The following is a 19,278-nucleotide window of genomic DNA, read 5'->3' as shown; positions in this document are numbered from 1 at the left end:
GGAAGTAAGCCATCTATGATTGAAGAAGTGAACTATGAAAAGGTGATCAGACAACGATTCACTCGACAAAATACAGTTGTATACTTCTACACACCATTATGCGGTACGTGTAAATTAGCAAAACAGATGCTAGAGATAGCTATTGTAACGCTACCTAATGATAAATTGCCGACAATTATGGCATGTAATTTGAATCATATGCCTGCAATTGCTAGAGAATGGGAACTGACGAGCGTTCCATGTCTTGCCTTTCTGAAGGATGGAAAGGTGACAGAAAAGGTATACTCCTTCCAATCTGTCGACAATATTTATAATAAACTGTGGAAATTCAACATAAATACTCAAAAAAACAGTGGATAAATTTTCCTCATATATGTCAAAAAACAGCCTATAAATACAAATTATTGTATAGTCGGTTGTTTTTTTTGTTTTCACAAGAAAGCGTTTTCGTATAAGTAATATAACGATTTCTAAAAAGTATAAGGTCTGTATTTACAAAATTCATGCAAATCAGTCTAAATAAAAGTATGTTACAATTGTTAAAGCGGCTGTAACATTGTTATCAAATTGTATCCTCCATCGGGCTAAATAAATGATATAAATGAATTATGGATTTTTTATATTCCTAATTCGATTAAACGTTTTATATCACTATAAAAAAGCATTTGGACTCATAAATAGAGTTTAATAAATGTCCGTAGCGAGGTGGATACAAACATGACATCAATGAATATGAACTTATTAGTCAAACCAAACTTCAATAAAACTGTTAAGAAAAACGTTACGATAGAAGATAAAGTTAAAAAGGTTACTAAAGGAGACGAAGTCCTCAGAAATCAATTACTAGAGGATTATCAGCCATTCATTAAGAAAGTAACATCAAAAGTTTGTAACCAATATATCGATCAATCAAGAGATGAATATAGTATCGGACTAACCGCATTTAACGAGGCCATTAACCAGTATCAGGAGGGACAAGGAAGTCGATTCCTGACCTTTGCTGATATGGTCATCCGAAGACGTGTCATTGATTTTATCCGTAAGGAAGCACGTCAGAACAGGTATGTCTTTTTAGAGCCTGAAGAGACCGATGAAGAAGGTCGATTAGAGGACAGCTACGCAGAGCAAAAGGCAGCAATTCACCATTATGATCAACAACTTCAAGTCGAAAACCGTGTCTATGAAATTGAAGAATTTCAAGAATTGCTCAAAGACTATGGCATAACCTTTAAGGTTTTGAGTAAAAACTGTCCTAAACATATTGATGCAAGAGAAAATGCAAAGAAAATCGCTCAATTACTAGCAGAAGATGAGAAATTAGCTGCTTATCTTGCAGAGAAAAAGCAATTGCCGATAAAAGATTTATTAAATATGGTTTCTTGCAGTCGTAAAACGATTGAACGTAATCGAAAATATATAATAGCAATTGCATTGATTTATATTGGAGGGTATACATCGCTTAGATCTTACATTGAGCCCTCTTGATATCAGTTTGAAGGGAGGGACCAGTGAGTGAAACGCGGCCTTATCATGAAAGTTTCAAAGCGTAAAGCAGTGATCTTAACGAAAGATGGCAGCTTTGAGAACGTACGATTGAAGAAGGGTGAACAACCAGAAATTGGACAAGAATATATATGTCCAAATGAAAATGTTCATCCAACCTATCGTACTGACCGTATGTTATTACCTTCATTCTCACTATCTTTAGTTGCAATTATCGTATTTGTTCTAGTGGCAGGAGGTTTTCCATTCGGACATCAAAAAGCATCTGCAGCAGCTTATGTCAGTTTCGATATTAATCCTAGTATTGAAGTAGCTGTTGATAAGGATTTAAACGTCCTCAAGGTCCGAGCATTAAATGAGGATGCAAAAAGTTTGCTTGATAACACCGAAGGATTAGAGAATAAGTCGCTTAAGCACTTCTCTCAATCTTTATTTAAGAAGTTGAAAGAGTTTGGTTATTTCGACACGTATAATGATCTATTAATTACTTCATCATACGACCAATCCCTTGAATCTTCTGATGTTCAGAAGCGAATTAAAGATGCAATCAATCAGCTTAAATCTAATAAACAAGTTAAGAATACGAGTATTGTTCTTTCCATAATGGAAACCACTCCAGAACAGCGGAAGGAAGCTAATAAGCTTGGTTTATCCATGGGGAAATTCATGGTTTATCAAGATGCCCTACAACAAGACCAATCCCTTAAGGTAGAGCATGTTAGAACTCTGTCTTTCTCAGAACTACGAAAATTAAATGTCGATAAAAATAATACAGACGTTGTTGAAGCCGTTTTACCTGAAGGATCGACACCTCAGTCGGATCAAGTTAAACATACGAATTTTGATAGTAAAGAAACTAAACCGCTTCATAAAAAGCAAGATTCGCAGAAAAATACACAAACTAAATCTGTTGAAAACGTTTTAAATGAACCAGATCAAGCAGAACTAGATACAGCAATTAAGGACTTAAAAGAAGATAAAGTAACTGCACCTTCAGTTCCAGCTAAAACAGAGGATTCTAAGCAGCAGACCATTACAGGTAATGAGGAAAATAAGGATGCGAAAGAGTCTGAAAACGATCAGGATGCCGAAAGTGAAGAAGATGATGAAGAGCGAAAAAACAAAGAGGAAGAGAATGAGGGCAAAGATATAAGTAAAAAGCACTCACATAAAAAGTCTTTCTCAAAGAAGGACAAACACAAGAAGGACCACAAGAACCATAATCGTCAGGTTAAAATTAAAATTCATTTAGGAGAGTGGAAGAAACAGCTTCCTTCTTCGGATCATAATCAAGATCGCGACCTATTAAAGGTACAATTTGTACAGACGGGCACGTTCCAGAACCTTTTTTCAACCGGTTTTTAAAATCATGGCATTCGTTCATGATCATTTGTCGTACACAAATTTAACAGTCAACCACAGTCAGCATGGACTGTGGTTTTTTTTATATACATTATCCATGCAACATTATTTTAGAAGTGAGCCTTAGCTATTTTTCACGAATATTGATAAAGAAACTGTCGAACGTTTATACAAGGACATTTCAATTCACCTATCGAAGAATATCTACATAACGGAGAGGAGATGGGGTATGAAACAGGTTATAGAGGTGTTTACGAAACGATTAGAAAGACAGTCGTATTTATCACCCTTTTTCAAGTTGCAAGACTTTGTCATAACCTTGTCCTCTAATAAAGAACAGGTATCCATTCATATGAAAAAACGATCATGTCAAGTGATTATGGATGACATTCAGAGTGAGAATGTCATCGAAATTATTGGTAGTTCGGATACGTTATTACAACTCATTCAAGGTAATGAGAAGCTATCAACCTTAATCAAGCAAAACAAAGTAACCGTAAATGCTTCGTATCGAGTCGTCCTAAAGTTAGAGTCGATCTTCTTTTTATCTGGTCAACAATCCAGAAATGCCATGTAGCATATTTGGAAAAGTATCTTTATCTCCGTAAACCTCTTGTACTGTATGATCCGCACTCAATAAAACCGTCGTAGGTACGCCTTTACATCCAAATTGATCATACACTTCAGTTCCTTTGTCTTTTAAAACAGGGATAGATATATGATTTCTGCTAATAAATTCGTCCCTTTGTTCACTTGAGCCTTCTCTTCCTGATACATTTATTGAAATGACCACTATTTGTTCACTTCTCATCGATTCATAAAACTGATTTAATAAAGGAACTTCCCTCATGCAATCCGGACACCAAGAAACCCAGAACTGTAGGATAACAGGCTTTCCGGTAAAGTCAGATAAAGAAACAAGTTGATGATTAGCAATATTCCTCAATGAAAAATTTACTTTCTCAGACATTTGAACAAGTGTCCTCCTTTATTTGAATTATAGTATGAAGGGTATCATATTTCATTTAATATTCGCAGAGAAAATGATTGACATGTAAAAATAACGCATGCTACAATGCTCTCATGCTTAAATAAGCTAAAGTGATAAAGTTTAAAATCATTTAAATAAAATCTTATCAAGAGTGGCGGAGGGACTGGCCCTGTGAAGCCCGGCAACCATCAAATCAGTTTGATTTGAGAAGGTGCCAAATCCTGCAAAGTGTAATGCTTTGGACGATGAGATAGAGAGTTTAACCCAAACCTTTCTGCTCATTTACAGAGCCGAGAGGTTTTTTTTCGTTGGATTTTAAAATACTTAAATAGGACAGGGAGGAGTTGAGTGACTTGATCACTTTAAAAAATATAAAGAAAGTCTTTTACACGAAAGACGGTCCGGTTAATGCAGTCAATCACGTTGACCTTGAAATTGAGAAAGGCGAGATCTTCGGTGTCATTGGATATAGTGGCGCAGGGAAGAGTACACTCATTCGGATGTTGAACATGCTAGAAAGACCGACTGACGGCTCAGTCGATATAAATGGACAAGCCTTAACGAATCTAAACAGCAAGGATCTTCGCACAGCTCGGCAACGAATCGGAATGATTTTTCAACACTTCAACCTATTATGGAGTAGAACAGTCAAAGAAAATATCGCATTTCCTTTAGAAATCGCTGGCGTTGGTAAAGAAGAACGGGACAAGCGTGTAAATGAATTGATTGAACTTGTCGGACTAACAGGTCGTGGCGAGTCATATCCTTCGCAATTAAGTGGCGGTCAAAAGCAACGTGTTGGCATTGCAAGATCGCTTGCAAATAATCCGGATGTTCTTTTATGTGATGAAGCTACTTCTGCATTAGATCCGAAAACGACAGATTCGATCTTAAATCTTCTCGTTGATATTAATCAAAAATTAGGTTTGACTATTGTTCTGATCACACACGAAATGCATGTAATTAGGAAAATTTGCAATCGGGTAGCGGTCATGGAAGATGGAAAAGTCGTTGAACAAGGTCCAGTATTAGAAGTATTTAAATCTCCTGAAAAAGAAATCACGCAGAATTTTGTGAAGCAAGTAACAGAACCAGAAGAAACAGAGGAAACGATTCAACACCTGATAGAAAAAGGGGATCAACATAAGGTAGTGAAGCTTACTTTTGTTGGTGGTACTGCTGAACGGCCGCTCATTAGTGATTTGATCCGGAAATTCCAGGTGAACGTAAATATTTTACAGGGGAAGATTTCTCAGACGAGAGACGGGGCATATGGCACTTTGTTCATCCAAGTCGAGGGTGAAGCCAATGAGATTGAAAAAGCGGTTAGCCATGTCCGACAGCAAGAAGTGGAAGTGGAGGTGATCGTCCATGACTAATTTATTTCCTAATGTTGATTGGGAAGATATGTGGGAAGCTACTCTTGAAACCATATATATGACTGTCATTTCTGTCAGTGCGACATTTGTATTAGGTATCATATTGGGATTACTCTTATTCCTTACTGACAAGAATAATCTATGGCAAAACAAGCCAGTACAATCGGTCGTAGCTACATTCGTCAATATTTTCAGGTCAATTCCATTTATTATATTGATTATTTTACTCGTACCGTTTACAACATGGATGGTTGGATCTATGTTAGGTGCGAATGCTGCACTCCCTGCATTGATTATCGGTGCTGCTCCTTTCTATGCACGAATGGTTGAAATCGCCTTACGTGAAATAGATAAAGGAGTAATTGAAGCAGCTAAATCAATGGGTGCAACAGATATGCAAATCATTTACAAAGTACTATTGCCTGAATCACTACCTGCACTGATTTCTGGTATCACGGTCACTGCAATTGCATTAATATCTTACACAGCAATGGCTGGGGTTGTAGGATCAGGTGGACTAGGTACTTTAGCGTTCTTAGACGGATTCCAGAGATCTCAAAACGATGTCACACTTGTTGCAACCGTCATTATATTAATCATCGTGTTTATCATCCAATGGACGGGTGACTTCTTAACACAAAGAACGGATAAAAGATAAACTGGAGGGAAAACAAAAATGAAAAAATTTATTTCGATTTTGGGTACCGTATTAGTGATTTCTGTATTAGCTGCTTGTGGTGGAAAAAGTGGAGACAAAGAAGAGCTAGTTGTAGGAGCTTCCAATGTTCCTCATGCTGAAATTCTTGAAGAAGCACAGCCGTTGTTAGAAGAAAAAGGTGTTCAACTTGAGATTGAAACGTTCCAAGATTATGTTGTTCCGAACAAAGCGCTTGCCAATAAAGAGCTGGATGCGAACTACTTTCAACATGTTCCTTACATGGAGCAACAAATGAAAGAAAATGAAAAGTACGACTTCGTTAACGCAGGTGGTATTCACATAGAGCCTATGGGTGTTTATTCTAAAGAATACAAAAGCCTCGAAGAGCTACCTAAGGGCGCAGAAATCATTATGAGTAATGCAGTTGCCGATCACGGCCGAATTCTAAGTATGTTTGAGAGCGAAGGCTTGATTACTTTAAAAGAAGGCGTTAAGAAATCGGAAGCGACTGTTAAGGATATCGATGAAAATCCAAAAAACCTTAATTTCGAACCAAAGGTTGATGCAGGCCTACTTCCTAAAATCTACAATAATGGTGAAGGGGACGCAGTTCTGATTAACACGAACTACGCGATTGATGCTGGACTTGATCCGAAGAAAGACGCAATTGCATTAGAAGGCACAGATTCTCCTTATGTAAACATTATTGCTGTGAATAAAGGAAATGAAGATGATGAAAGAATCAAAAAGTTAGTTGAAGTACTTCGTTCTAAAGAAATGCAAGACTTTATCAAAAAAGAATACAAAGGTGCCGTTGTTCCAGTAAGTGAATAACAACATCCTTAATGGAAGACAAGACTGGGTAGAGCAAATATTGCGATACCTGGTCTTTTTTTGTTTTTGTAGAGGATTAGTCTATGTGGTGCCGGCGATCAGGTGCTTACTGTCCGCGGTGGAGCTGAAATGAGGATACGGCGGATAGAAAGAGGTGTTTACTGTCCGCGGTGGAACAGAAATGAGGATATGGCGGATAGAAAGAGGCGTTTACTGTCCGCGGTGGAGCAGAAATGAGGATATGGCGGATAGAAAGAGGCGTTTACTGTCCACGGTAGTGGCGAAATGAGGATATGGCGGATAGAAAGAGGCGTTTACTGTCCGCGGTAGAGGCGAAATGAGGATACGACGGATAGAGCGAGAACTCAACTTTTTTTTCACAATATTTTGGTGAAAATTCACATTTTCCATAACGGATACTATTCTTGAGAATCATCATACTAAGTAGGAAGAATTTTATGTTGTAAGGAGTGAATGAAATGAAACAAAATGAGATGAATGAACAGCCAGGTTCTCCGACAGAAGAAGCGTTAATGGACTATAAGCACGGATTAGGGATTTTTACTGAAAAAATGCCTGATGTAGCACGCAAGTATAATGCGTTTACTGAATCATGCTTTAAAGCTGGGAAATTATCGAAAAAAGAAAAACAACTGATTGCATTAGGCATTAGTATCTATTCTCAAGATGAGTATTGCATCATATATCATACTAAAGGGTGTCTAGACCAAGGTTGTACTGAAGAAGAGATACTAGAATCTGTTGGTGTTTGTGCTGCCTTTGGAGGAGGAGCGGCCATGAGTCAGTCTGTGACACTTGTTCAAGAGGCTATTTCTGACTTAAGTCAAATGAAACATTAATCAGAATTATGTGAAAAAGGGATGTATTCGAGGGATATGTATCAACACACCTATTAAAGTGAACCCACCGTCTGTAAGCCTTGCACAGAGGATATTATCAAGAAATTTGGGAGTTGGGGTTTAATCGATTAACTGATAGGGTATTACATGTAGTGAAAATAAAGATTGAAAACCCGAAAGGATTGATTTATTATCCATCAAATTGACACACACCAACACCATACAGGTGAAATGGAAAAGGCCATGCACCAATCACATGGAATAGGGTATGCTCAATATGAACAAAGTCTAGAAACGCGTATGGAAATCGAGCGTAGACGAGAGCGTGAGTATAAGAGAAGTCAACAAATTCTAAATGAATTTACGGGTAAAGTCACTAAGTCGTAACTACAAAGAACTGAACACAATAGAACATTAAATATTTTGGACCTTATCACACAAAGATAAGGTCCTTTTCATTTAGATGAATGGTTCCATTGACCAACCCAACCTAAATTTTCTAGACCAAGATGAATCAATAATAACGAATGGATAGAGAATAATAACATTTGGTATGTGATGATGGAGTATATACAGCGTATAAAAGAGATCTTCCGCTTTCAATAAGTAGCATTCATTCTCAATTAGAAAACGGAAATATCGCATTTTTTAAGACTCCTGTTGAGAATTATTTTAATTTGATTTAAAATTAGAATGATAATAAAGAAATAAATCGTGATTATTTCATTTTTCGCTTGTTTTTCGTTACAATGTTAAATGGAGTAATTAATTTGAAATACGAAATTGGAGGGTTATAGTCATGACTGCACCAAACATTAAGATTGAAAACCTACATGTTTCCATTGAAGGAAAACAAATCATTAAAGGTCTTGACCTTGAAATAAACGGTGGAGAGATCCATGCAGTAATGGGGCCGAACGGAACGGGTAAATCCACACTTGCTTCTGCATTGATGGGCCACCCTAAATATGAAATCACAGAAGGTACCGTAACTTTTGACGGGGAAGACCTTCTTGAAATGGAAGTAGATGAGCGTGCAAAAGCTGGTCTATTCCTAGCTATGCAATATCCAAGTGAGATTAGCGGTGTAACAAACGCTGACTTCCTACGTTCTTCTATTAACGCTCGTCGTGAAGAAGGAAAAGAAATTTCATTAATGAAGTTCATCCGTAAGATGGACAGCAAAATGGAGCTTCTTGATATGGACGAATCATTCTCTCAACGTTACCTGAATGAAGGATTCTCTGGCGGTGAGAAGAAGCGTAATGAAATTCTTCAACTGTTGATGCTTGAACCTAAGATCGCAATTCTTGATGAGATTGACTCTGGACTAGACATCGACGCATTGAAAGTTGTATCTAAAGGCGTTAATGATATGCGTAACCCAGATTTCGGTTGCTTAATCATTACTCACTATCAACGTCTACTTAACTACATCACACCTGATAAAGTCCATGTAATGATGCAAGGACGTATTGTGAAATCTGGTGGACCTGAACTTGCTCAACGACTTGAGGAAGAAGGATATGACTGGATTAAAGATGAACTAGGAATTAAAGACGAAGTTGTTCAAACAGAACAAGCATAGGCTTTGAAGGAGGATTTATATGTCAGTGGAAACGAACGAAACGAAGATTGCCTTCGATCAATCATATGTAAGTGATTTTTCCAATCAAAGAAACGAACCCAAATGGCTAACGGACCTTCGTCTTCGCGGGTTGGAACTGGCTGAAAGCCTACCGATGCCGAAGCCGGAGAAAACAAAGATTGATAAATGGAATTTCACACAATTCCAACATATCGTTAAAGCTTCAGAAGTGAATTCTGCGGACGATTTACCAGAATACATTTTGAACCTTATCGGTAAAGAAGATCGTACTGAAAACTTTATTATACAGCGGAACTCAACGCCGGCGTTCCGCCAAGTATCTCAAGAGCTTCAAGACAAAGGTGTCATTTTTACTGATATCGCTACTGCTGTTCAAGAGCATAGTGAGTTAGTTGAAAAATATTTCATGAACCAAGCTGTGAGTGTTGATGAGCATCGTTTAACAGCTCTTCATGCTGCACTTCTAAACGGTGGAGTATTCGTATACGTACCGAAAAACGTTGAAATCGAAGTTCCGTTACAATCTGTATTCGTACAAGAAGATGCGGAAGCTGCACTTTTCAATCACGTACTAGTCGTTGCTGAAGATAACAGCTCTGTCACTTATGTAGAGAACTATCTATCTCATAGTGATGATCAACAATCCGTAGCGAACATCGTTGCAGAAGTTTATGCTGGCCCGAATGCACGTGTACAATTCGGTGCGGTAGATAACTTCGCTAAAGGTGTTACGACTTACGTAAACCGTCGAGGACATGTTGAACGTGATGGAAAAATTGAATGGTCGCTCGGTCAGATGAACGACGGCAACACAATTTCCGACAACACGACAAACCTTGTTGGTGATGGTTCGTATGCAGATACGAAGACGGTATCCATTGGTCGTGGTGATCAGAAGCAAAACTTTGTCATCCGAGTCAACCAATGGGGTAAACAATCGGATGCACAATTACTTGCACATGCTGTTATGAAGGATAACTCGAGCGCAATCTTCAACGGGATTGCAAAAATTGAACATGGTGCGACAAAAGCAAACAGTGAGCAAACAGAACGTGTTCTTATGCTTAGTGAAAAAGCACGTGGCGATGCGAATCCAATTCTTCTGATTGATGAAGACGATGTTACAGCAGGTCACGCGGCATCAGTTGGTCGTATGGACCCGCTTCAAATGTTCTATTTGATGAGTAGAGGGATTTCCAAGCATGAGGCAGAGCGTCTTGTCATTCATGGATTCCTTGCACCAGTTGTAAATGAATTACCAATCGAGGGTGTTAGAAAGATGTTGACGGAAGTAATCGAAGGGAAAGTCAATTAATGATTGCAAACGATATTCGTAATCAATTCCCTATCCTGCATCAAGAAGTGAATGGGAAACCACTCGTCTACTTAGACAGTGCAGCAACATCTCAAAAGCCGATTTCGGTCATTGAAACCCTCGAGCACTACTATAAAAATGACAACTCTAACGTTCACCGAGGTGTGCATACGTTAGGAACACGTGCGACTGACAGCTATGAAGGTGCTCGTGAAAAGGTTCGTCGTTTCATCAACGCTTCCTCTACAGAAGAAGTGATTTTCGTAAGAGGAACGACTACAGGGATCAATACAGTCGCAGGAAGTTATGGACGTGCAAATGTCGGTGAAGGTGACGAAATTGTCATCACACCGATGGAGCACCATAGTAACATCATCCCCTGGCAACAGCTTGCCAAAGAAAAGGGAGCGACGCTTAAATACATTCCTCTTCAAGAGGATGGAACACTTGATTTAAAAGATGTTGAAAATACGATTACAGAACATACTAAAATTGTATCGATCATGCATGTGTCAAATGTTCTAGGAACGATTAATCCGATTAAAGAAATCACAGAAATTGCTCACCGTAATGGTGCTGTTATGGTTGTAGATGGAGCACAGGCTGCGCCACATATGACTGTAGATGTTCGTGATCTTGATTGTGATTTCTATATCTTTTCTGCTCATAAAATGTGCGGACCAACTGGTATCGGTGCACTTTATGGTAAGAAGAAGCTTCTCGAAAAAATGGAGCCCGTCGAATTTGGCGGCGAAATGATTGATTTCGTTGGACTATATGACTCGACTTGGAAGGACCTACCTTGGAAGTTTGAAGGTGGAACCCCGATCATTGCAGGTGCAATTGGTATGGGTGCAGCCATCGATTTCTTAGAACAGGTTGGTCGTAACGAAATTGAGAAGATAGAGCATGAGCTCGTTACTTATGCAATGGAGCGTATGTCAGATGTTGAAGGCTTAAAGATATACGGACCGAAAAATCGTGCAGGGCTCGTTACATTCAATATTGATGATGTTCATCCGCATGACGTTGCAACAGTACTAGATGCTGAAGGAATCGCTGTACGGGCAGGACATCATTGTGCCCAGCCATTGATGAAGTGGTTAGATGTAACAGCAACGGCTAGAGCTAGCTTTTATCTATACAATACGAAAGAAGATGTAGATGCTCTCGTCGATGGACTAAAGACAACAAAGGAGTATTTTGGTCATGTCTTCTAATTTAGATCAGTTATACCGTCAAGTCATCATGGACCATTACAAAAATCCTCGAAATCGAGGAGAACTGGAAGATGGTGCACTGACATTCAACTTAAATAACCCGACATGTGGAGACCGTATCCAAGTATCTATGCAAGTAGAAGATGAGAAAATCAAGGATGCGAAGTTTGAAGGTGAAGGCTGTTCAATCAGTCTCGCTTCAGCTTCTATGATGACTGAAACCATCAAAGGTCTTCCTGTAGATGAGGCTCTTCAGATTTCTAATATCTTTTCTGAAATGATGCTAGGAAATGATTACGATGAGGGTGATTTGGATCTAGGAGATCTTGAAGCACTTCAAGGCGTATCGAAATTCCCAGCACGTATCAAATGTGCAACACTCGCATGGAAAGCACTAGAAAAGAGTGTTCAACAGAAAGAAGATGAAGAGTAAGTAGTAAGGCTGGTTGTTATTTATCTCTATGCCCCTTACAATGGAAGTATAGACACAATACACAACTCGCTCTGGATGTATGTATCCTTTAAGGAGGGATTGAACGATGGCTAAGAAAATGCCAGAGATCGGCGAATATAAATATGGTTTTAAAGATAAAGACGTCTCAATCTTTAGATCGAAGCGCGGATTAACAAAAGATATCGTTGAAGAAATTTCACGTATGAAAGATGAACCGAAGTGGATGCTTGACTTCCGTTTGAAATCACTTGACCTTTTCTACAACATGCCTATGCCTCAGTGGGGCGGAAACTTGAAAGAATTGAATTTCGATGACATTACGTATTACGTAAAACCATCTGAAAAATCTGAGCGCTCTTGGGATGAAGTTCCTGAAGAAATCAAGCGTACGTTTGATAAGCTAGGAATTCCTGAAGCGGAACAGAAATATCTTGCAGGTGTATCAGCTCAGTATGAATCTGAAGTTGTCTATCACAATATGCAAGAAGATCTTGAAAACATGGGTATTGTCTTCAAAGATACAGATACTGCTCTTAAAGAAAATGAAGATCTTTTCAGAGAACACTTTGGTAAGACGATTCCTCCAACAGATAACAAGTTCGCAGCACTAAACTCTGCTGTTTGGTCTGGTGGCTCATTCATTTACATTCCAAAAGGAATCAAGTGTGAAACGCCTTTACAAGCGTATTTCCGAATTAACTCTGAAAATATGGGTCAATTTGAGCGTACGTTGATCATCGCAGACGAAGATTCTTCTGTACACTACGTTGAAGGTTGTACAGCACCAGTTTACACAACGAACTCACTTCACAGTGCAGTCGTTGAGATTATCGTTAAGAAGAACGCATACTGCCGTTATACAACGATTCAAAACTGGGCAAACAACGTATTTAACTTAGTTACGAAGCGTGCTGTAGCTGAAGAGAATGCAACAATGGAATGGATTGATGGTAACATCGGTTCTAAGCTTACGATGAAGTATCCAGCTGTCATCTTGAAAGGTGAAGGCGCTCGGGGTATGACACTTTCGATTGCACTTGCTGGTAAAGGACAGCACCAAGATGCTGGTGCGAAAATGATTCACTTAGCACCTAATACGTCATCTACAATCGTTTCGAAGTCCATCTCTAAAGGTGGCGGTAAAGTAACATACCGTGGTATCGTACACTTCGGACGTAAAGCTTCAGGTGCTCGTTCAAATGTAGAGTGTGACACACTCATCATGGATAACGAGTCAACTTCAGACACGATTCCTTACAACGAAATCATGAACGAAAACATTTCCCTCGAGCACGAGGCGAAAGTTTCCAAGGTATCAGAAGAACAACTCTTCTACCTCATGAGCCGTGGAATCTCTGAAGAAGAAGCAACTGAAATGATCGTAATGGGCTTCATCGAGCCATTTACGAAAGAACTACCAATGGAATACGCAGTTGAAATGAACCGCCTGATCAAGTTCGAAATGGAAGGTTCAATCGGATAAAATTACAAGAAGAAACCCTTGGCATAACAGTGATTATGCCAAGGGTTTTTTGTACCAATAATAAAATACTTTGTTGTGTTATACGAATGGTACAATCTACATATCCTATACATTCCCAGGTTTACCCCAAGATAGCACTCGCAAATGTCGAATAGATGTTGATAGAAATAGAAACAGATATAACATGAAAGGTTAGACACTCATGCTACGTTTTCAATATTTTGTTCTCTCAAGTGGTATTATCATTTTGATTTCTGTATGTATAGCTGCTTTCGGAGATCTTGAAACTATAAACAAAAAAACGACTGCTGAAGAAAATTGGATAGGCAGTTGGTCTACTAGTATGCAGGCTCAAAGTGAAGAAGAAGTATCTAAAGGGAAATTTGAAAATCAAACAATCCGAATGATTGTTAAGCCCCATCTAAAAGGAAATAAGATGAGGATTCGTCTTTCCAATACATTCGGTTCCGAACCAATATCTTTCGAAGAAGTGAATGTTGCGGAATCAAAACAAGGCGCAGAAACAGTTCCAAATACTGATCGTAAAGTTACATTTGGAGGTTCAAAGAAAGTAACCATCCCCCAAGGAAAAAGAGTTTTTAGTGATCCTGTATACTTTGAAGTTCCAAATAATAAAAAGTTAGCTATAAGCCTTTATATTAAGGATGAAACTGGACCTACTTCGTGGCATCCGCATTCGATGCAGACAACATATATTTCGGATTCTGGAAATCATGTATCTACATCTGATGATTCAGCTTATAAGACAAAAGAAGAGGCATGGTTTTGGCTAGATGGTGTGGACGTCATACCCGATTCTGATGTGGAGGGGGCCGTAGTTGTATTGGGAAGTTCTATTGCTAACGGGAATCATTCGAAGACAAATGAAGATCATCGCTGGCCAGATTATTTAGCAGAAAGGTTCAATAAGGATTCAAAAGCTAATATGTCTGTGTTAAATGCAGGACTTTCTGCCAATCTTTTGATTAATAGTAGCCCTGAAAAGGGGGAGAATGCTTTAGCGAGAATGGAACAAGATGTTTTTCTCCAATCAGGAGTCAAAGCAGTAATCCTCCATCAAGGACTAAACGATATTAGACATTATCCAGAATATGATGCGGATAAAATCATTGAGAAAATGAAGGAAATTATCGCTATCTCTCATAAACAAGGTCTGAAAATCTATGGTGGGACATTGACGCCGTTTAAAGGATCTGGAATGTACACTCGGGAAAAGGAAAAAACGCGTAAGGAAGTAAACGAGTGGATCAGAACAAGTGGAGCGTTCGATGGCACGATTGATTTTGATAAGTCACTGAGGGATCCTGATGATCCAGAAAGCTTCCATCCAGATTATGATGCTGGGGATCATCTCCATCCAAATGATGCGGGATATAAGAAAATGGCTGAGTCTGTTGACCTTTCCATGTTCAAATAAGCTCCCGAATAAAATGGTTTATTGTGTGAAGAGCTCTCAATCTGAGAGCTCTTTTTTAGGTGATTGTAGTCATCCTAATAGGTTACATCGTTGCTATTTAATTAGCGGGGACATATTCAAAATTGGATATGTATTTTTTTATGAAAATGATTGTGTAAAGTTTGGAGATTCAGAATAATTGGTAATATGTGTTATTAACGATTAAATAAATTAATTTACACCGTGGTATATGGTGAAACTATGCCACGGTATATTTGTGCGTAAATTTTCAACTTACAATTAATCAGTCTAATGGTGAAAATATTTATGTTATGCTATTACAAATAAAGCGTATACAAAGGGAGCTTTTCGTATGTCCTCACGTATTCGAATATCCTTACAATCTAAAATTCTTGGCTTAGTCATCTCAATTATCGTTTGTGTCATTATTCTTTTAGCAGGCGTATTTGCGTACTGGGAAAAGCAAGAGACGGAAGAAAAAATGGGTCAACTAGCCCTTCAGGCTGCAACTACCCTGTCCTTTATGCCGACTATTAAAGAAGCATTTGACCAACCCACCCCATCTGAAATCATCCAGCCTATAGCTTTAAGCATACAACAGGAGGTTGACGCAGAGTTCGTCGTTGTGGGGAATAAGAATAGCATTCGGTATGCCCATCCGGATCCTTGGAAAATCGGAAAACAGATGGTCGGTGGTGACAATGCGCGAGCATTACTGAATGGCGAATATTACATATCAAAAGCAGAAGGTACTCTCGGACCTTCCTTAAGAGGTAAAGCACCGATTTTAAATGATAATGGAGAAATTATTGGGATTGTATCTGTTGGATTCTTAATTGAAGAAATTAATTCTGCTATTGTTACAAAATTAATAGATATTGCTGGAATTTCTCTCATCGTACTTTTACTTGGCGCATTTGGGAGTTATATGCTTGCTAGAAGCATCCGAAAGGACACCATGGGTCTCGAACCCTTTCAAATTGCAACATTGTTCCGTGATCGCGAAGCCATCCTCTCTTCCGTAAAGGAAGGAATTATTTCAATTGATGATCAAGGAAATGTTGCGGTAATGAATCAGTCTGCGAAGATGCTGTTAAACATTGATTTTGATACGAAAAATAAACCAATAGAAGAAGTCTTTCCAAATACCCATATGCTTCGTGTTTTAGATACAGGACAGGCTGAAAGTGACCAGGAAATGACGCTGAAGGACCGGGTTGTTATTGTGAATCGAAAGCCGATTTTAGATGATAACCGAGTGGTGGGTGTCGTTGCAAGCTTCCGGGATAAAACGGAAGTAAGGGAAATGGTAAATGCTTTATCCGAAGTGAAGCGTTACTCGGAGGATCTACGTGCACAAACGCATGAATACACAAACAAAATGTATGTTTTACTAGGAATGCTTCAATTAGGAAATGTAGAAGAAGCAGTTCAGATTATCCAGAATGAATTTCAAACATCTGAATATCAAAATCGGATTATTTTTGATCAAATAAAGGATGACACCGTTCAAGCGATTTTATTAGGAAAGATTAGCAAGGCATCTGAGCAGAAAATTGAATTTAGAGTTGATGAGGAATCTTCTCTAGAAGTGATTCCTCCACATATTAACCGATCCAAGCTTGTAACGATTTTAGGAAACCTAATTGATAATGCCTTTGAAGCGGTCATAAATGAAGAACCTAAACAGGTTTTGTTTTTCGCTACGGATCTTGGAAATGAAATCGTATTCGAAGTCACTGATTATGGTCCAGGAATAAGAGAGGGGATCATGCCTTATTTATTTATGAGAGGATTTTCAACAAAGCAGGGTGAACAACGGGGTTATGGTCTTTCCAATGTACGTGAAATTGTCCAAGAGCTCGATGGGACGCTAGAAGTAAGTGGAACGGCGGGAACAGGAACTGTATTTTCTGTTTTCATTCCTAAGCAGAAGGAGGATAACCATGATTTCCATTGTAATTGCTGAAGATGACTTTAGAGTGGCTCATCTCCATGAAAGATTTCTTTCTACTATAGAAGGTGTAAAAGTAGTTGGTAAAGCATTAAATGCCAAAGAGACGATGGAATTGCTTTATGAAAAGAAGCCTGATTTATTACTCTTAGATGTATACATGCCAGATCGACTGGGGTCTGAGATACTAAGGGATATTAGGGAAGTGTTTAATCAGCTAGATATTATTATGATTACTGCAGCAAACGAAAAGGCTATAATTGATGAAGCATTGAAATATGGAGTGCATGACTATATTATTAAGCCGATTTCTATAGATCGATTTAACGAAACGATTCATGATTACAAACAAAAACGTAAAATCATGCAAACGTCTCAAGCTCTCGACCAGGCAATGGTAGATCAATTAGTAAGGAGAGACCAATCGAAAAATACAATGACAAGTAATGTCCCTAAAGGGATTGATCCAATTACATTAGATAAGGTAAAGAACATTTTAGGCGATTCACAACAAGGCATCACTGCTGAACAAGTAAGTGAGATTTTGGGTTCCTCAAAAACGACAGCAAGACGGTATTTAGAATATTTGATATCTGTTAATGAAGGAACAGCTGAGATGCGTTACGGCAAAGTAGGAAGACCTGAACGCAAATACTTTATGGAGAAATAGCATTGTGATCATGAAATACATATAATGGAACGAAAATAGCGAGGGGCTGCCAGAAAGTCAGTGAACACTGACCTTCTGGCAGCCCCTTGTTAAATATAGATATTGATTTCTTAGAAATCCACTCCCTTTCCGCGGGTATCGAAAAGCGGAATCGCCTTGTTCAGGTGCGATAAAGAAAACTTGGCAATGCATATCCTCTAGTGGAAGCTTCTGCCTTAGTTGCACTTATGCTGGTAGTAAGAGCGCTGGAGGTTCCTCGAATCAACACGGTGTTGGTGTTGTAAGAGGAATTGAAGCGACCTCGAGCACTTAGGCGATGTAGTTAGACAGAACCGCGAGCCTTCTTGCTCTTGTTTAATTTTAGGGATTTATCAGACAGTCCCATTTTTTTATGCGATGAATGAGTGCTTTTCAACATAAATTTTATTTGGTTAATTACGTTTATTTTTTTAATACTGATTATTTTGAAAACGGTTACATTTTAAGCGATTCCTTTTACGATAGTTATACATTAAAAATAAATTGTGAAAGGGAGAGGGAAAATGAAGAACATTTGGATGATTGCAATCTTATCTTTACTCGTATTTGCAACAGCTTGTGGAAATGAAGGAGCAAATTCTGAAAACACGGATGATGGAGAATGGAAGCCGAATAAAAACATTGAAATCGTAGCACCAAGTGGCGCTGGTGGCGGTTGGGACACAACAGCAAGAAGCGTTGCTAAAGTGATGGAAGATGAGGGAGTCGTTGAAAAAGATATGGGGGTTGTCAATAAGCCAGGCGGCGGTGGAGCTGTAGGTTGGTCCTATATAAATAGTACGAACAATCCACATAACATTTTCGTTTCTTCGCCACCATTAGTATTTGTACCGTTGAATGGTCAATCAGATCTATCTTATGAAGATTTCACACCACTATCTAATATGATCGCAGACTATGGTGCATTTGCAGTAGCAGAGGATGCGAAATGGGACAACCTGAATGAACTATTTGATGATATGAAAAAGGACCCTTCCAGTGTGACGGTTGTCGGAACCTCATCACCTGGTTCAATGGACCATATGCAATTCGTAAAACTTGCAAAAGAGGCAGGCGTCGATATTAAGAAAATCAAATATGTATCTTCACAGGACGGCGGTGCACTTACGCAAATCCTCAACGGAAGCGCGGATGTCTTTTCTACCGGTGTTGCAGAAACAGTCGAACAAGTGAGAGCAGGGAAAATTAAAGTGCTAGGTATTACATCTGAGGAACGACTTGAGGGTGAAGTCCTATCAAAATACAAAACAGCTAAAGAACAAGGTATCGATGCAACGTTCGTTAACTGGAGAGGATTTTTCGGTCCGAAAGACATGGACCCAGCTGCAGTCAAATACTATGAAGAGAAATTTAAAGCGGTTAGCGATTCTGAAGCTTTTGCCGATATTCGTAAAAAGTACGGTTGGGACGAAATGTACATGAACAGCGAAGAATATCAAACTTTCCTTAAAAAACAAACCGAAGAACTTGGTAGTTTATTAGATGAACTGGGGCTAGGAAAGAAATAAC

Annotated in this window: 19 protein-coding genes and 1 riboswitch; of the genes, 18 read left to right on the top strand and 1 reads right to left on the bottom strand. The window is 38.7% G+C overall.

Features of this window, described 5'->3' with window-relative positions; translation table 11 throughout:
• The first annotated feature begins 15 nt into the window (after window positions 1-15).
• The 4 genes from L2716_RS12635 to L2716_RS12620 all read left to right on the top strand — a co-directional run bounded on the left by L2716_RS12635 (window position 16) and on the right by L2716_RS12620 (window position 3,442).
• On the top strand, window positions 16-360 hold the full coding sequence (locus tag L2716_RS12635; RefSeq protein ID WP_236335678.1) for a thioredoxin family protein: 345 nt from the start codon (window positions 16-18) through the stop codon (window positions 358-360).
• A gap of 357 nt (window positions 361-717) precedes the next feature.
• Complete coding sequence (gene sigI, locus L2716_RS12630; RefSeq protein ID WP_329610120.1) at window positions 718-1,485, top strand: RNA polymerase sigma-I factor; 768 nt, start codon at window positions 718-720, stop codon at window positions 1,483-1,485.
• 27 nt (window positions 1,486-1,512) lie between these two features.
• Window positions 1,513-2,868: an anti-sigma factor domain-containing protein gene (locus L2716_RS12625; protein ID WP_236335670.1), complete on the top strand. Its 1,356-nt coding sequence runs from the start codon at window positions 1,513-1,515 to the stop codon at window positions 2,866-2,868.
• 226 nt (window positions 2,869-3,094) lie between these two features.
• Window positions 3,095-3,442, top strand: coding sequence for an SCP2 sterol-binding domain-containing protein (locus L2716_RS12620; protein ID WP_236335662.1), 348 nt, complete (start codon window positions 3,095-3,097; stop codon window positions 3,440-3,442).
• Here L2716_RS12620 and L2716_RS12615 read toward each other — a convergent pair.
• Window positions 3,410-3,835, bottom strand: coding sequence for a TlpA disulfide reductase family protein (locus tag L2716_RS12615; RefSeq protein ID WP_236335652.1), 426 nt, complete (start codon window positions 3,833-3,835; stop codon window positions 3,410-3,412). The two genes, L2716_RS12620 and L2716_RS12615, sit on opposite strands and share 33 nt — an antisense overlap.
• Window positions 3,836-3,995: 160 nt before the next feature.
• Window positions 3,996-4,108, top strand: a riboswitch (SAM riboswitch).
• A gap of 101 nt (window positions 4,109-4,209) precedes the next feature.
• Here L2716_RS12615 and L2716_RS12610 point away from each other — a divergent pair.
• From L2716_RS12610 to L2716_RS12545, 14 genes are all read left to right on the top strand, one after another.
• Complete coding sequence (locus L2716_RS12610) at window positions 4,210-5,235, top strand: methionine ABC transporter ATP-binding protein (protein WP_236335650.1); 1,026 nt, start codon at window positions 4,210-4,212, stop codon at window positions 5,233-5,235.
• On the top strand, window positions 5,228-5,893 hold the full coding sequence (locus L2716_RS12605) for a methionine ABC transporter permease (RefSeq protein ID WP_236335648.1): 666 nt from the start codon (window positions 5,228-5,230) through the stop codon (window positions 5,891-5,893). The genes L2716_RS12610 and L2716_RS12605 overlap by 8 nt, the downstream gene beginning before the upstream one ends.
• Before the next feature lie 18 nt (window positions 5,894-5,911).
• On the top strand, window positions 5,912-6,727 hold the full coding sequence (locus tag L2716_RS12600) for a MetQ/NlpA family ABC transporter substrate-binding protein (protein WP_236335639.1): 816 nt from the start codon (window positions 5,912-5,914) through the stop codon (window positions 6,725-6,727).
• A gap of 479 nt (window positions 6,728-7,206) precedes the next feature.
• A complete protein-coding gene (locus L2716_RS12595) occupies window positions 7,207-7,587 on the top strand; it encodes a carboxymuconolactone decarboxylase family protein (RefSeq protein WP_236335621.1) in 381 nt (126 codons plus the stop codon).
• Window positions 7,588-7,818: 231 nt separating this feature from the next.
• Window positions 7,819-7,974 (top strand): YuzK family famiily protein, encoded by a 156-nt coding sequence (locus L2716_RS12590; RefSeq protein WP_236335619.1) that lies wholly within the window; start codon window positions 7,819-7,821, stop codon window positions 7,972-7,974.
• Window positions 7,975-8,386: 412 nt separating this feature from the next.
• Window positions 8,387-9,175, top strand: a complete 789-nt coding sequence (sufC, locus tag L2716_RS12585; protein WP_236335617.1) for a Fe-S cluster assembly ATPase SufC — start codon at window positions 8,387-8,389, stop codon at window positions 9,173-9,175.
• Window positions 9,176-9,194: 19 nt separating this feature from the next.
• Complete coding sequence (gene sufD / locus L2716_RS12580) at window positions 9,195-10,511, top strand: Fe-S cluster assembly protein SufD (RefSeq protein ID WP_236335615.1); 1,317 nt, start codon at window positions 9,195-9,197, stop codon at window positions 10,509-10,511.
• The gene (locus L2716_RS12575; RefSeq protein ID WP_236335606.1) at window positions 10,511-11,731 is read left to right on the top strand and encodes a cysteine desulfurase; all 1,221 of its coding nucleotides are present in this window, start codon (window positions 10,511-10,513) and stop codon (window positions 11,729-11,731) included. Before sufD ends, L2716_RS12575 begins: the two co-directional genes overlap by 1 nt.
• A complete protein-coding gene (gene sufU, locus L2716_RS12570; protein ID WP_236335604.1) occupies window positions 11,721-12,164 on the top strand; it encodes a Fe-S cluster assembly sulfur transfer protein SufU in 444 nt (147 codons plus the stop codon). The genes L2716_RS12575 and sufU overlap by 11 nt, the downstream gene beginning before the upstream one ends.
• Before the next feature lie 106 nt (window positions 12,165-12,270).
• Window positions 12,271-13,668, top strand: coding sequence for a Fe-S cluster assembly protein SufB (gene sufB / locus L2716_RS12565; protein ID WP_236335602.1), 1,398 nt, complete (start codon window positions 12,271-12,273; stop codon window positions 13,666-13,668).
• Between the two features lie 202 nt (window positions 13,669-13,870).
• Window positions 13,871-15,106, top strand: a complete 1,236-nt coding sequence (locus tag L2716_RS12560; RefSeq protein ID WP_236335600.1) for an SGNH/GDSL hydrolase family protein — start codon at window positions 13,871-13,873, stop codon at window positions 15,104-15,106.
• 352 nt (window positions 15,107-15,458) lie between these two features.
• A complete protein-coding gene (locus L2716_RS12555; RefSeq protein WP_236335598.1) occupies window positions 15,459-17,075 on the top strand; it encodes an ATP-binding protein in 1,617 nt (538 codons plus the stop codon).
• Window positions 17,053-17,730, top strand: a complete 678-nt coding sequence (locus tag L2716_RS12550) for a response regulator (RefSeq protein ID WP_236335596.1) — start codon at window positions 17,053-17,055, stop codon at window positions 17,728-17,730. The genes L2716_RS12555 and L2716_RS12550 overlap by 23 nt, the downstream gene beginning before the upstream one ends.
• A gap of 542 nt (window positions 17,731-18,272) precedes the next feature.
• Window positions 18,273-19,277: a tripartite tricarboxylate transporter substrate binding protein gene (locus L2716_RS12545; protein ID WP_236335594.1), complete on the top strand. Its 1,005-nt coding sequence runs from the start codon at window positions 18,273-18,275 to the stop codon at window positions 19,275-19,277.
• Window position 19,278: the final 1 nt, after the last annotated feature.

The organism is Pseudalkalibacillus berkeleyi (genome assembly GCF_021608225.1).
Taxonomy (GTDB): domain Bacteria; phylum Bacillota; class Bacilli; order Bacillales; family Fictibacillaceae; genus Pseudalkalibacillus; species Pseudalkalibacillus berkeleyi.
Note: the sequence above shows the minus strand (reverse complement) of the source record. Positions and strands in the feature narration are given on the sequence as shown.

Bases quoted from the DNA above. Each gene is read 5' to 3' on its own strand.
- L2716_RS12635 (WP_236335678.1), top strand. From the start codon at position 16: ATGATTGAAGAAGTGAACTATGAAAAGGTGATCAGACAACGATTCACT.
- sigI (WP_329610120.1), top strand. From the start codon at position 718: ATGACATCAATGAATATGAACTTATTAGTCAAACCAAACTTCAATAAA.
- L2716_RS12620 (WP_236335662.1), top strand. From the start codon at position 3,095: ATGAAACAGGTTATAGAGGTGTTTACGAAACGATTAGAAAGACAGTCG.
- L2716_RS12615 (WP_236335652.1), bottom strand. From the start codon at position 3,835: ATGTCTGAGAAAGTAAATTTTTCATTGAGGAATATTGCTAATCATCAA.
- L2716_RS12605 (WP_236335648.1), top strand. From the start codon at position 5,228: ATGACTAATTTATTTCCTAATGTTGATTGGGAAGATATGTGGGAAGCT.
- L2716_RS12600 (WP_236335639.1), top strand. From the start codon at position 5,912: ATGAAAAAATTTATTTCGATTTTGGGTACCGTATTAGTGATTTCTGTA.
- L2716_RS12595 (WP_236335621.1), top strand. From the start codon at position 7,207: ATGAAACAAAATGAGATGAATGAACAGCCAGGTTCTCCGACAGAAGAA.
- L2716_RS12590 (WP_236335619.1), top strand. From the start codon at position 7,819: ATGGAAAAGGCCATGCACCAATCACATGGAATAGGGTATGCTCAATAT.
- sufC (WP_236335617.1), top strand. From the start codon at position 8,387: ATGACTGCACCAAACATTAAGATTGAAAACCTACATGTTTCCATTGAA.
- sufD (WP_236335615.1), top strand. From the start codon at position 9,195: ATGTCAGTGGAAACGAACGAAACGAAGATTGCCTTCGATCAATCATAT.
- L2716_RS12575 (WP_236335606.1), top strand. From the start codon at position 10,511: ATGATTGCAAACGATATTCGTAATCAATTCCCTATCCTGCATCAAGAA.
- sufU (WP_236335604.1), top strand. From the start codon at position 11,721: ATGTCTTCTAATTTAGATCAGTTATACCGTCAAGTCATCATGGACCAT.
- sufB (WP_236335602.1), top strand. From the start codon at position 12,271: ATGGCTAAGAAAATGCCAGAGATCGGCGAATATAAATATGGTTTTAAA.
- L2716_RS12560 (WP_236335600.1), top strand. From the start codon at position 13,871: ATGCTACGTTTTCAATATTTTGTTCTCTCAAGTGGTATTATCATTTTG.
- L2716_RS12555 (WP_236335598.1), top strand. From the start codon at position 15,459: ATGTCCTCACGTATTCGAATATCCTTACAATCTAAAATTCTTGGCTTA.
- L2716_RS12550 (WP_236335596.1), top strand. From the start codon at position 17,053: ATGATTTCCATTGTAATTGCTGAAGATGACTTTAGAGTGGCTCATCTC.
- L2716_RS12545 (WP_236335594.1), top strand. From the start codon at position 18,273: ATGAAGAACATTTGGATGATTGCAATCTTATCTTTACTCGTATTTGCA.